We start from the raw sequence: 13,453 nt of genomic DNA on the forward strand, positions 1-13,453 counted from the left end.
ATCCTGCAAATGAGAGGCGACAGGGTGTTTCTATCAGGAGTCTTTCATAGGTTGCGGCTTCCAGCAATCTCTTCTGCCGCAGTTGAGCGATGCAGGCGTTTTGTCGCAACAGAGGTCGCGTTCGCCGCTCTTCAAATCTGATTTTTTGATATAAAACAAAATGCTTGATTTAAAAAATCTCTCAGAATAGCGTGGCAAAAAATCAGATTCAATAAACTTTGAGGAACACCGATGCGGGCTAAAGCCACCCTAAACAGGGAATTCACGATCTCGACCGTCGACAAGCGCGTCTATGGCTCATTCCTGGAGCATATGGGCCGGGCGGTTTACACCGGCATTTATGAGCCGGGTCATGAAAAAGCGGATAAAGATGGCTTCCGTACCGATGTTCTTGATATGGTGCGTGAGCTCGATATGCCGATCGTGCGATATCCGGGTGGCAACTTCGTCTCGGCCTATCATTGGGAAGACGGCATCGGCCCGCGCGACCAGCGCCCGACGCGCCTCGATCTCGCCTGGCGCACCCGCGAAACCAACCAGATGGGCGTCAATGAATTCGCCGACTGGTCGAAGCTCGCCAAGACCGAGATGATGCTGGCGATGAACCTCGGCTCGCGCGGCCTGAACGACGCCCGCAACTTCCTCGAATATTGCAATCATCCGGGCGGCACCTATTGGAGCGACCTGCGCGCCAAGCACGGCTACAAGGATCCGCACAACGTCCGCATCTGGTGCCTCGGCAACGAGATCGATGGCCCCTGGCAGGTCGGCCACAAGACGGCGGCTGAATATGGCCATCTCGCCAACGAAGTTTCCAAGGCCTTCAAATATTTCGACAAGACGCTCGAAACGGTGGTCTGCGGCTCGTCCAACGACAAGATGAAGTCCTATCCCGAATGGGAGGCGACGGTTCTCGAAGCCAGCTACGACAGCGTTGATTATATCTCGCTGCACAAATATTTCGGCAACGAAGAGAACGACACGCTGAACTATTACGCCAAGGCGATAGAGCTCGACCGCTACATTGTCACGATCGGCGGCGTCATCGATTACATCAAGGCGAAGAAGCGCTCGAAGCGCGATGTGAAAATCTGCTTCGACGAGTGGAACGTCTGGTATCACGACCGCAAGGAAGATGACCAGCGCTACAAGAACTGGGACTGGCCGGAAGCACCGCCGCTGCTCGAAGAGCTCTACAATCTCGAGGACGCGATCTTCGTCGCCTCGCTGATCAACGTCTTCATCCGCCGCTCCGACCGCGTCAAGATCGCCTGCATGGCGCAGCTGGTGAATGTCATCGCCCCGATCCTGACCAAGGCAGGCGGCCCGGCCTGGCGCCAGTCGATCTACTACCCGCTGCAGTTCGCCTCGAAATACGGCCGCGGCACGGCGCTGAACGTTTCTGCGTCAGGCCCGACTTACGATTGCGAAGTGGCGCAGGATGTTCCCTATCTCGACCTCTCGGCCGTGCTGCAGGAAGACGGCAAGACGATCGCCGTCTTCGCCATCAACCGCAGCCTCGACGAGGCGATGGATCTCGATGTCGATCTGCAGGGTTTCAAGGGCGCGAAAATCCTCCAGCATCACACCATGGTCGGCGACGACCTGAAGGCGCGCAACTCGGTCGAAGATCAGAACCGCATCGTTCCCAAGGCCGGTTCCGGGCTGCAGGTCACGGATGAAGGCAAGCTCAGCGGTTCGCTGCCGGCCAAGTCCTATCACTTCATCCTGCTCTCCGTCGCCGCGGCGTGAGCTGATTGTCATCCGGGCGGCGGAGGAGGCCGCCCAGATGGGAATGCCAATCGGGAGGATGCATGTCTGGAATCAAACTGACTGACGTCAGCAAGTCGTTCGGCTCGTTCAAGGTCATCCATGGCGTTGATATCGAGATCGAACAGGGCGAGTTCGCGGTCTTCGTCGGCCCGTCGGGCTGCGGAAAGTCGACGCTGCTCAGGATGATCGCCGGTCTGGAGGAAACCAGCGGCGGCAAGATCAGCATCGAAGACGAGGACGTCACGCATACCGAAGCGTCGAAGCGCGGCGTCGCCATGGTCTTCCAGTCCTATGCGCTTTATCCACATCTCTCCGTCTTCGAAAACATGGGGTTCAGCCTGTCGATCGCCAAGCGACCGAAGGCGGAGATCCAGCAGAAGGTGAAGGCTGCGGCCGATATCCTGCGGCTCGAGGACTATCTCAATCACAAGCCAAGCCAGCTTTCCGGCGGCCAGCGCCAGCGCGTCGCCATCGGCCGGGCGATCGTGCGTGAGCCGCGCGTCTTCCTGTTCGACGAGCCGCTCTCCAATCTGGATGCGGAACTGCGCGTGAAGATGCGCATGGAGATCGCCCGACTGCACCGGCAGATCGGCGCGACGATGGTCTATGTCACCCATGACCAGGTCGAGGCGATGACGCTGGCCGACAAGATTGTCGTGCTCAAGGCCGGTGTCGTGCAGCAGGTCGGCGCGCCGCTCGATCTCTACCGCGATCCCGCCAATATGTTCGTTGCCGGCTTCATCGGCTCGCCGGGCATGAACTTCCTGAAGGGCAAGGTCATCGTTTCAGGCCAAAATTCGGCGACGATCGAACTCGACGACGCACCGGGCAAGACCTTCGATCTGCCGACACGGGCGCCTGTCGCGAACGGCGCCGTCGTCCATGTCGGCGTGCGGCCAGAGCATATCGGGCTCGGCGCGACGGAAGGCGGATTGCCGCTACCTGTAACGGCCGAGTTTACCGAGGAACTGGGCGGCACCGGCTATCTGCATGTGCTGACGGCAACGGGTGCCGAAATGACGGTGGAGTGCCGGGAAAGCCGGCCGCAGCCCAAGGAAAAGATCACCCTCTCGCTGAGGGTGCCTGAAATGCTGGCCTTCGATGCCGAAGGCGGAAGGCTCAGCTGATACCGAAATCCGGACGGAATCCGGAACTCGGCGAAGACATGCGGGAGGGGGGACGTAGGCCTTGGAGGAGGTCTGCGGCCACGGATGTCCCGTGCCGTGAGATGCCCATGAATAACACTTTTATTGAGGAGGAACCGACGTGAGAAAACTGGTGAAACTTGCCGTTTCGGCGGCCATAGCCTTGCTGCCCTCGGCAGCCGCATTCGCGCAAACAGACGTGACCTGGTGGGACTTCCTGAGCGGCGGCGACGGCGTTCGCATGAAGGCGCTGATCAAGGAATTCAACGACACCCACCCCGATATCAAGATCAACGCGACGACGCTGGAATGGGGCGTGCCCTTCTATACGAAGGTGCAGACGGCGGCCGCCGTCGGCCAGCAGCCCGATATCATGACCTATCACATGTCGCGCTATCCGCTGGCGGTGCCGACCGGCATCCTGCGGCCGTTCACCGACGAGGAACTGGCCTCTGCCGGCATCAAGAAGGAAAATTACGTCGATGCGGCCTGGAAGCAGGGCACTTTCGACAACAAGGTCTACGGCATCCCCTTCGACGTCCACTCGATCGTTCTCTACTACAACAAGAACATCCTGAAGGAAGCCGGGCTGCTGGGCGACGATGGGTTGCCGAAGGGGCTCGATGGCCTCGACAATTTCAATGCCGCGCTCGAGAAGATCAAGGCAACCGGCAAGGTCGAATATCCGCTGTCGCTGCATACGGACGAAGGCGGCTCGATGTGGCGCGTCTTCTATACGCTGATTGCCCAGCAGGGCGCCAAGTTCATGGATGGCAACGAGATTCTGCCCGGTGACGCCGGCGTCAAGGCACTGCAGACCATGGCGAACTGGGTTTCGACCGGCTATTCGCCGAAGCTGATCTCCTACGAAGCCTCGATCGCGCTGTTCACCTCCGGCAAGGCTGCGATGCATGTCAACGGCGTCTGGGAAGTGCCGACCATGACCGACCTCGCCAAGAAGGGCGAACTCGGCTTCGAATGGGGTGCGATCGAGATCCCGAACCTGATGGGCACGCAGGCGACCTGGGCGGACTCGCACTCCTTCGCGGTACCGAACAGCGACAGCAAGCCGATCACGCCTGAGAAACTCAAGGCCGTGCTGCAGATCATCGCCTGGATGAACGAGCACAGCATCTCCTGGGCCAGCGCCGGTCATATCCCCGCCTTCAAGCCGGTGACCGACAGCAAGGAATTCAAGGAAATGCAACCGAACGCCACCTATGCGAAGCTTGCCGATACCGCCGTGTTCGACCCGGTCTCGAAGCTCGCCGGTGTCGCCGGTCCGATCTACGAGGCAACGCAGAACTTCGTGGTTCCCGCGCTCAACGGCCAGCTCGATCCGGCCGATGCCATCGATCAGATGCGCGAAGAGCTGAAGAGCCAGGAATAAGCCGTTGCTGGCCGGAGATTTTTCTCCGGCCAGCCTTCGCTTCGAAGGAGATGCCTGTGATCAACAATGAGAAGCGGCGCAAGACGCTGACGGCGGTGGCAATGATCGCGCCGTTCCTGATCGCCTATGCGACGGTCTTTGCCTATCCTGTCTATAAGATGTTTGCGCTCAGCTTCACGGACGCTCCGTTGATCGGCGAGGGCCAGTGGGTGGGCTTCGACAATTACGTCAAGCTGTTCCATCAGAAGCTGTTCTTCACCTCGGTCTGGAACACCGGCTATTTCGTTGTGCTGACCGTCATTCCGAACACGCTGATCGGGCTTGGTCTGGCGCTGATGGTCGTGCGTCTCAAGGGCTGGGTGCAGAGCCTGATCCTGATACTCTTCTTCATTCCCTATATCCTGCCCGTTTCCGTCGTCACCCAGATCTGGAAATGGGTTCTCGACCAGCAGTTCGGTATCGCGCAGTTCGTCATCGAAGCCGTGACCGGCAAGCGCGTCAGCGTCTTCCGCGATCCCATCTGGGCGATGCCGATGGTGGCGTTGGTGACGGTCTGGTGGACCAACGGCTTCAACCTGCTGCTGTTCATCGCCGGGTTGCGCAACATTCCGCACGATTATTACGAGGCGGCGATGCTGGATGGCGCGACGCGCTGGCAGTGCTTCAAGCGCATCACCTGGCCGCTGATCTGGCCGGTCACGGCGCTGGTGCTGACCCTGCAGCTCATCCTGCAGCTGAAGATCTTCGACCAGGTCTACCTGCTGACCGAGGGCGGCCCTTTCAATTCCACCTATGTGCTGTTGCAGCTCGTCTACCGCGAGGCCTTCCGTTCTAACCACGGCGGCACGGGTTCTGCCGTCGCCGTCATTCTCTTCGCGATCATCGTCGTCGTCTCGGTGCTGCAGTACCAGCTGCTACGTGTGAGGGAGCGCTAGGATGCCCGGAAAAACAATCGGCAACGTGCTGCTCCTTGTCCTCACGCTCCTGATCGCCTGCATGTGGGCCTTCCCGATCTATTGGGCGGTCGTCACCTCGATCAAGCCGGAGCAGGAGGTCGTGGCGAAGACGACCTTCATCCCCGATGTGCTCAACTTTTCGGGCTATTATTACGCGCTGTTCGAAACCAAGCTGCCGACCTGGTATCTGAATTCGATCGTCACCTCGGTAACGGTGACCATCGTCGTCATCCTGATCAGCGTCATGTGCGCGTATGCGCTGTCGCAGATCGTTTTCCCCGGCCGCAAGCTGCTTTACGGCATCATCCTCGCGAGCTTCATGGTGCCGTCGCAGGCGCTGGTGATTTCGCAATTCGTGCTGATGCACAAGCTGAACCTGATCAACACCTGGGGCGGCATCATCCTGCCGCAGCTGATCGTTCCCGTCGTCGTCATCGTCTACAAGCAGTTCTTCGATTCCGTGCCGAAGGAGCTGCGCGAGGCTGCCAAGCTCGATGGCTGCGGCGAATTCCAGATCCTCTTCAAGCTCTATCTGCCCCTGAACTGGGGGATCACCACGGCGCTGGCGATCATCACCTACATCATGGCCTGGAACGCCTTCCTCTGGCCGTTCTTGGTCACCAACTCTGACGACATGATGACGATCACCGTCGGCATTACCCAGACCCGCGATGCCTTCGGCGTCAAATATGCGCGCGACATGGCGGTCGCCATTCTCGCCGCGATGCCCGTCGCACTTGCCTACCTTCTGTTCCAGAAACGCGTGACGCAGGCGCTGATGCTTTCGTCCGGCATCAAGGGATGACGTGCATGAGATTGCTTCAGGGCCGAGGTGAGAAGGCCCCTGCCGGTCCGCGAGAGTTCTCCCGAGGCGCGGACCGGCCCCTAGTAAAATTTGAGCAGCGACACAGTGCCTGCGCCCATGATATCAGCTGAAACCAACAAGAAAGACTGGAGAACCAGTATTATCATATGGAGACTAAGCTTCTAACCGTCGATCCGATGCGGGACGCCGATGTCGTCCAGGCACTCGGGTCTCCGACGCGGATCGAGATCCTCAACCTGTTGCGCCAGAAGGGGCCGCTGAATGTCAACGACATCGCGGCGCAGATGGGCTTGCCGCAATCGACGACGGCAACCAACCTGAAGGCGCTGGAGCAGGCGGGCCTGATCCAGACGCAGACGATGAAGGCGAGCAAGGGCAACCAGAAGGTCTGCTCCAGCATCTATGACGAGATCCTGATCCGCTTTGGCGCCAATGGCACAAAGGCGAGCGAGGACGTCGTCACCGTCAGCATGCCGATCGGCCTCTTCACCGAGTTCGAGGTGGGTGCGCCCTGCGGCCTCTGTTCGGTCAACAATGTCATCGGCATGCTCGATGTGCAGGAAGTTTTCCTCGACCCGCAGCGCATGCAGGCAGCACTTCTCTGGTTCACCCGCGGCTATGTCGAATACAAGTTTCCGAACAACGCCAAGGTCTCCGGCAAGAAGATCCGCAAGGTGGAGTTCTCAGCCGAACTCAGCTCCGAGACGCCGGCCACCAACGCCAACTGGCCGTCCGACATCTCGATCTGGGTCAACGGCATCAAGGCCGGACACTGGACCTCGCCCGGCGATTTCGGCGACCGCCGCGGCATGTATTCACCGGCCTGGTGGAAGCTGTCGGGGTCTCAATATGGCAAGCTGAAAACCTGGACGATCGACGAGACCGGCACCTGGATCGACGGCGCCATGGTCTCGACCCAGACCATTGCCTCGCTTGGTATCGCCGATCATCACTCGATCCGCTTCCGCATCGGCATCGACGAAAAGGCCGACAATCCGGGCGGCATGAACATTTTCGGCAAGGGTTTTGGCGATTTCGATCAGGACCTGATCATGTCGATCTATTTCTAGCAGCTTGCGCCAGCGCCGGCGGCTTTCAAGCTCAGTTGCCGATGCCGAAAAATTCGCGGGCGGAGAGACATTCGAAGTCTCCGGGGCTGCAGGTGCGGCAGACATGCGGCCGCACGGCGTAGATCGCGCAGGATGTCTTCGACCGTATCTCGCCGACCAGGGCGGAGCACCGGTTGCCTTCGCAGCGCATTCCCGCTTCATCGGCTGCGACATATTTCAGCGGTATCAGATCGAGCTCGGCATCCGACTCGGTCGAGAAGCGCGGCCAGTCGGCCGAGAACGAGCAGCAAGCGCCGCAAGTCTGGCAGTCGAAGTCTGTTTGTGTGTCCATGGGCAGGGCATATCACAAACCGGGTGCGGATCGACAGCGGTTTGGCGATCACATCCGAGATAGCGCCCTACCGGCTGCGGCCGATGCTGGCATACATGCCGGTGGTGCGGAACTCCGTGGGCGTGATGCCGTAGACGCGGCGGAAGACCTTGGCGAAGTAGTTGGCATCCTCGAAGCCGCACATGATCGACACTTCCTTGACCGGCAGGAAGTCAGCCTTGGTCAGCAGCTTGGCGGCGCGCTGCAGCCGTTGCTGCAGGACATACTCCGCGGGTGGTATGCCCTCGCTTTCGGAAAAGCTGCGGGAGAAATGGGCGCGGCTGAGGCCGACGATGGCGGCGAGCTCGCTGACCGGGAGCGGTTTTTCCAGATACAGGTTGATATGGTCGATCACCGGCTGCATCAGGCTCTGCTCGGCCATGAAGGCGGGCGAACCGAAGACGTCGTCATAGAGCGCCATTGCCGCCTCGTAGGCGATGGCCGAAGCCGAGCCGGGGGTCGTTGCACCCTTGACCAGGCGCAGGCTGCAATCGGCAAGATGATCGATGGTGGATTGCTGCAGTTTGAGCACCGGGCCGGCAAGCGCCAGCACCATCTTGTGGATGCGTAGCGTCTCGTCGCCATTCATCGAGATCCAGAAATACTCCCAGCGCTCGCCCTTTTCGAGCCAGTAGCGGTGATTGTGCGGGACCAGCACCATCATCGTGTCGCCGCCCTGGAGCTTGTAGTTGCGGTTCAGATAACGCAGGTGGCCGCTGCCGCTGATCGTGTGCTGCAGCACCGTAAACGGCGTCTGGCCGCGCTTGCGGCCGTCCCAGTCATAGGTCTCGTTCTCGCGAACTTCGTAGCCCGCACTGGTCGGCATGGCGTGCAGCCTCTGGCGTCCGCGAGGCAGCGAAACGGTCCGCATGGCCTGTCCGTTGGCGATCAAATCGTGCAGCACAAAATTACCCTCGAAAGCATAATCCTTCTCTGGCCGCCCTGCCGAATATGCGCATAATCCCTTCGCATAAGAGGAAGAGATCGCGGCCGGACGAACGGCCGGGAGGAATACAGGTTTTAATTCCAGTGGTTTTCACCTGCATGTGCAAACATGCGGCCTGGTTCTCCCTTGTCTTCTCTCTACGTAACATTCGATCGGACCGAGGTGAAGGACATGAGTTTCAAAATCGCTATCATCGGAGCAGGCAGCGTCGGCTTCACCAAGAAGCTGTTTACCGATATCCTGTGCGTGCCTGAATTCAAGGACATCGAATTCGCGCTGACCGATCTCAGCGAACATAACCTGCAGATGATCAAGGCGATCCTCGACAAGATCGTCGAATCCAACAAGCTGCCGACCAAGGTGACGGCGACGACCGACCGCCGCGAGGCGATCTCCGGTGCGCGCTATGTCATTAGCTGCGTGCGCGTCGGCGGCCTGGAAGCCTATGCCGACGATATCCGCATCCCGCTGAAATACGGCATCGACCAGTGCGTCGGCGATACGATCTGCGCTGGCGGCATTCTCTATGGCCAGCGCAACATCCCCGTCATTCTCGACTTCTGCAAGGATATCCGCGAGCTGGCCGAGCCGGGCGCAAAGTTCCTGAATTATGCCAACCCGATGGCGATGAACACCTGGGCGGCGATCGAGTATGGCAAGGTCGACACGGTCGGTCTTTGCCACGGCGTACAGCACGGTGCCGAACAGATCGCCGAAGTACTCGGCGCCAAGTCGCTCTCCGAGCTCGATTACATCTGCTCCGGCATCAATCACCAGACCTGGTTCGTCGATCTGAAGCTCAACGGCCGCAAGATTGGCAAGGACGAGCTGGTTGCCGCCTTCGAGGCGCATCCGGTGTTCTCGCAGCAGGAAAAGCTGCGCATTGACGTGCTCAAGCGTTTCGGCGTCTATTCGACCGAAAGCAACGGCCACCTGTCGGAATACCTGCCCTGGTACCGCAAGCGGCCGGAAGAAATCACCAAGTGGATCGACATGTCCGACTGGATCCACGGCGAGACCGGGGGTTACCTGCGCCACTCGACCGAGACCCGCAACTGGTTCGAGACCGAGTTTCCGCAGTTCCTCGCCTCGGCCGAAAAGCCGATCGATCCGGCCAGGCGCTCCAACGAGCATGCCAGCCATATTCTTGAAGCGCTGGAGACCGGCCGGGTCTATCGTGGCCACTTCAACGTCAAGAACAATGGCGTCATCACCAACCTGCCATCCGACGCGATCATCGAGTCGCCCGGCTTCGTCGACCGCTTTGGCATCAACATGGTCTCGGGCATCACCATTCCGGAAGCCTGCGCTGCGACCTGCATGGCATCGATCAATGTCCAGCGCATGTCGGTTCATGCAGCCGTGACCGGCGATATCGATCTCTTGAAGCTTGCCGTGCTGCACGATCCGCTGGTCGGCGCCGTCTCGACGCCGGAAGAGGTGTGGCAGATGGTTGACGAGATGGTGGTCGCCCAGGCCCGCTGGCTGCCGCAATATGCGCATGCCGTGCCTGCCGCCAAGGAACGTCTGGCCAACAGCAAGGTCAAGACCAAGGAATGGGCAGGGGCTGCGCGCCGCAACGTCCGCTCGATCGAAGAGCTTCGGGCCGAAAAGGCGGCGCTGAAGCAGGCGGTCTGATTTTCCGGTGAAGCAAGCCGCGGCGGTCCTTCGGGAGGAAGGCCGCCGCGCCAAGGCTTGCTTCATCATTCCTAGAGGAGAAGCGGAGACGCCTGCAAGCGCTCCGGAACAAGAGGGAGAGACGATGACGAATTTCCGTAAGATCGGCATCCTGGCCGGACTGGCGCTTGGCGTTTCAGTCGCGGCCTTGAATGCCTACGCTTCCGAGCCGACCACTCCGCCAGCGCCGCCGCCGTTTCCGGCGGAAGGCAAGATAAAATACGTGTCGCGAGACTCCATCGAGGAGTTCAAGGCGCTTCCTTCCTATAACGAGCCGGATTGGGTCAAAAAGAACTTTGTCGATACCGGTAAGCTCCCGGCCGTCAAGGATCGCCTCCCGAAGGAGCCGTTGGTCTTCAAGACCGCGAACATGCCTGACGGCATCGGCGTCTATGGCGATACGATGCGTCATGTCATCGGTGGCCGTCCGGAAGGCTGGAACTATGGCGCCGGCCAGACGCAGGGCTGGGGCGGCATCGATATCGGCCTCTCCGAGTGCCTGACGCGCACCGCGCCGCTCTTCCAGGTGGAAGCCAAGGATACCGAGCCGTTGCCGAATCTGGCCAAGGGCTGGGAATGGTCGGCCGATGGTCACAAGCTGACCATGCATCTGGTCGAAGGCGCCAAGTGGTCCGACGGCGCGCCGTTCAATGCCGATGACATCATGTTCTACTGGGAAGACGAAGTCGTCGACCCGAACGTCTCGCCGCTGGGCGGCGGCGCATCGCCGGAAGCCTTCGGCGAGGGAACGACGCTCACCAAGGTAGATGACTACACGGTGGAATGGACCTTCAAGGAGGCCTTCCCGAAGCAGTATCTTTACACGATGGCCTACCCGAACTTCTGCCCGGGCCCGTCGCACATCCTGAAGCCGCAGCATCCGAAATATTCGAAGAACACCTACGACCAGTTCAAGAACGCCTTCCCGCCGGAATATATGAACATGCCGGTGATGGGGGCCTGGGTGCCGGTCGAGTATCGCCCTGACGATATCATCGTCATGCGCCGCAATCCTTACTACTGGAAGGTCGATGAGAAGGGCAATCAGCTGCCTTACCTCAACGAGCTGCACTACAAGCTCTCGACCTGGGCAGACCGTGACGTTCAGGCGGTTGCCGGTTCCGGCGACTTCTCGAACCTCGAACAGCCTGAGAATTTCGTGGCATCGCTGAAGCGTGCTGCTGAAAAGACCGCTCCGGCGCGTCTCGCTTTCGGTCCGCGCCTGATCGGCTATAACCTGCGCATGAACCTCTCCGCCAACGGCTGGGGCGATCCCGATGCGCGTGGCGAAGCGATCCGCGAGCTGAACCGCAACGAGGACTTCCGCAAGGCAGTCACCATGGCGGTCGATCGCAAGGCCATCGGCGACTCGCTGGTCAAGGGTCCGTTCACGGCGATCTATCCGGGTGGCCTGTCCTCGGGCACGAGCTTCTACGATCGCAATTCCACGGTCTACTATCCCTACGATCTGGCCGGTGCCAAGGCGCTGCTCGCCAAGGCCGGCCTGAAGGATACGGATGGCGACGGCTTCGTGAACTTCCCGGCCGGAACGGCCGACGGCAAGGATGTCGAGGTCGTGCTGCTGGTCAACAACGGCTACGCCACCGACAAGAGCCTTGCAGAAGGCGTCGTCGGGCAGATGGAAAAGCTCGGTATCAAGGTCATCATCAATGCCCTCGACGGTCCGAAGCGTGACGATGCCCATTACGGCGGCCGCTTCGACTGGCTGATCCAGCGCAACACGCCGGAACTGGCTTCCGTGGTGCAGAACACCGAGCAGCTGGCTCCGATCGGTCCACGCACCAGCTGGCAGCATCGCGCCGGCAAGGATGGCAAGGTCGATCTGATGCCTTACGAAGAAAAGCTGGTCGATCTCGTCACCAAGTTCCAGGCGAGCCAGAACAACGACGAGCGCGTCGATCTGATGAAGCAGTATCAGAAGGTCGCGACCGAGAATGTCGATACCGTTGGTCTGACGGAATATCCGGGCGCCTTGATCGTCAACAAGCGCTTCTCCAACGTCCCGCAGGGTACGCCGATCTTCATGTTCAACTGGGCTGAAGACTCCGTCATCCGCGAGCGTCTGTGGGTGGCCGCCGACAAGCAGGGCAAATACGAGCTGTTCCCGCAGCAGTTGCCCGGCAAGCCCGGAGACAAGGGTCCGATCAACTAAGAGCTCCCTCCCAACCGAATGAGCTTCCGGCCGCGCGTGCTGCGCGCGGCCGGGCATAATCAACAAGCCGGCCGCGCTAGAGACGAGCGACTGGCGGCAAGGAGAAGCGAACCGTCCGATGCTACGATTCCTGCTCATGCGCATCGCCTCGGCGATCCCCGTCCTCTTCATTCTGAGTGTGGTGACATTTGCGATCATTCAGGCGCCGCCCGGCGACTACGCAGATTACATCCGCTCGCAGCTGATCAATCAGAGCGGCGCTTCCTTCGCACAAGCCGATGCACAGGCCCAGGCCTACCGCGTCGAACACGGCCTCGATAAGCCGATGGTCATCCAGTATGTGAACTGGATGAAGGGCATCATCACCGAAGGCGATTTCGGCTACAGCATGTTCTACAACAAGCCGGTCGCCGATGTCGTCGCCGAGCGCCTGCCGCGCACCCTGGCGCTGGCCCTGGTCTGCCACATCTTCGCATCGATCCTCGGCATCAGCTTCGGCATATGGGCGGCAACGCGCCAGTACACCTGGATCGACAGCCTCCTGTCCGGCATCTCGTTCCTCGGCATGACCGTGCCGCGCTTTCTGATGGCGCTGATCATCGTCTATCTCCTGGTCTTCCAGTTCAACGTCAGCGAGATCGGCAGCTTCTTCTCGCCGCAATATGGCGGGGCGCCGTGGTCCTGGGCGAAATTCATGGATCTCGTCAGCCATGTCTGGCCTGTCGTTGCCATCGCCACCTTCGGCGGCCTCGCCTACAACATGCGCGTCATGCGCGGCAATCTGCTGGATACGCTGAACGCCCAATATGTCGAAACCGCGCGCGCCAAGGGATTGTCCGGCAGCGCCGTCGTGTTGCGCCACGCCGTTCCGAATGCGCTGCATCCGCTTGTCATGTATCAGGGTGTCGTTCTCCCCTACATGCTGACCGGCGAAATCGAGACGGCGATCATCTTCTCGCTGCCGACTGTCGGCCCCGCGATTGTCGGTTCCATGGCGATCGGCGACGTCTATGTCACCGCCACCTTCATGCTGGTTCTCTCGGCAACGCTGATCGTCGGCAACATCATCGCCGACATGCTGCTGGCGCTGCTTGATCCCCGCGTCCGTCAATATGGAGGAGCCTGAG

At 60.2% G+C, this 13,453-nt stretch carries 11 protein-coding genes; 9 read left to right on the forward strand and 2 right to left on the reverse strand.

What is annotated here, in order from left to right:
* Positions 1 to 231 precede the first annotated feature (231 nt).
* The 6 genes from arfA (at position 232) to AC1DJO_RS05375 (ending at position 7,160) form a co-directional block, all read left to right on the forward strand.
* A complete protein-coding gene (gene arfA / locus AC1DJO_RS05350; RefSeq protein WP_112388670.1) occupies positions 232 to 1,752 on the forward strand; it encodes an arabinosylfuranosidase ArfA in 1,521 nt (506 codons plus the stop codon).
* Positions 1,753 to 1,814: 62 nt separating this feature from the next.
* Positions 1,815 to 2,900, forward strand: a complete 1,086-nt coding sequence (locus AC1DJO_RS05355; protein ID WP_112388669.1) for an ABC transporter ATP-binding protein — start codon at positions 1,815 to 1,817, stop codon at positions 2,898 to 2,900.
* Positions 2,901 to 3,039: 139 nt separating this feature from the next.
* Positions 3,040 to 4,308, forward strand: coding sequence for an ABC transporter substrate-binding protein (locus tag AC1DJO_RS05360; RefSeq protein ID WP_112444144.1), 1,269 nt, complete (start codon positions 3,040 to 3,042; stop codon positions 4,306 to 4,308).
* A 50-nt stretch (positions 4,309 to 4,358) separates the two neighbouring features.
* Positions 4,359 to 5,243, forward strand: a complete 885-nt coding sequence (locus AC1DJO_RS05365; protein WP_405049558.1) for a carbohydrate ABC transporter permease — start codon at positions 4,359 to 4,361, stop codon at positions 5,241 to 5,243.
* Between the two features lies 1 nt (position 5,244).
* Entirely contained in the window at positions 5,245 to 6,069 is an 825-nt protein-coding gene (locus AC1DJO_RS05370) for a carbohydrate ABC transporter permease (RefSeq protein WP_112388667.1), read from the forward strand.
* 167 nt (positions 6,070 to 6,236) lie between these two features.
* Positions 6,237 to 7,160, forward strand: coding sequence for an ArsR/SmtB family transcription factor (locus AC1DJO_RS05375; protein ID WP_112388666.1), 924 nt, complete (start codon positions 6,237 to 6,239; stop codon positions 7,158 to 7,160).
* A gap of 31 nt (positions 7,161 to 7,191) precedes the next feature.
* On the opposite strand, the gene AC1DJO_RS05380 is transcribed toward AC1DJO_RS05375, so the two are convergent.
* Together AC1DJO_RS05380 and AC1DJO_RS05385 are read right to left on the reverse strand one after the other, a co-directional pair.
* On the reverse strand, positions 7,192 to 7,491 hold the full coding sequence (locus AC1DJO_RS05380) for a YkgJ family cysteine cluster protein (protein WP_112444142.1): 300 nt from the start codon (positions 7,489 to 7,491) through the stop codon (positions 7,192 to 7,194).
* Positions 7,492 to 7,558: 67 nt separating this feature from the next.
* On the reverse strand, positions 7,559 to 8,434 hold the full coding sequence (locus tag AC1DJO_RS05385) for an AraC family transcriptional regulator (RefSeq protein ID WP_112388664.1): 876 nt from the start codon (positions 8,432 to 8,434) through the stop codon (positions 7,559 to 7,561).
* 213 nt (positions 8,435 to 8,647) lie between these two features.
* Between AC1DJO_RS05385 and melA the strand changes: the two genes are divergently transcribed.
* The 3 genes from melA (at position 8,648) to AC1DJO_RS05400 (ending at position 13,452) form a co-directional block, all read left to right on the forward strand.
* The gene (gene melA, locus AC1DJO_RS05390; RefSeq protein ID WP_112538240.1) at positions 8,648 to 10,114 is read left to right on the forward strand and encodes an alpha-glucosidase/alpha-galactosidase; all 1,467 of its coding nucleotides are present in this window, start codon (positions 8,648 to 8,650) and stop codon (positions 10,112 to 10,114) included.
* A 124-nt stretch (positions 10,115 to 10,238) separates the two neighbouring features.
* Entirely contained in the window at positions 10,239 to 12,326 is a 2,088-nt protein-coding gene (locus AC1DJO_RS05395; protein ID WP_112388662.1) for an ABC transporter substrate-binding protein, read from the forward strand.
* Between the two features lie 118 nt (positions 12,327 to 12,444).
* Entirely contained in the window at positions 12,445 to 13,452 is a 1,008-nt protein-coding gene (locus AC1DJO_RS05400) for an ABC transporter permease (protein ID WP_112388661.1), read from the forward strand.
* The last annotated feature ends 1 nt before the right edge of the window (position 13,453 follow it).

The organism is Rhizobium sp. 05N430, assembly GCF_056396985.1.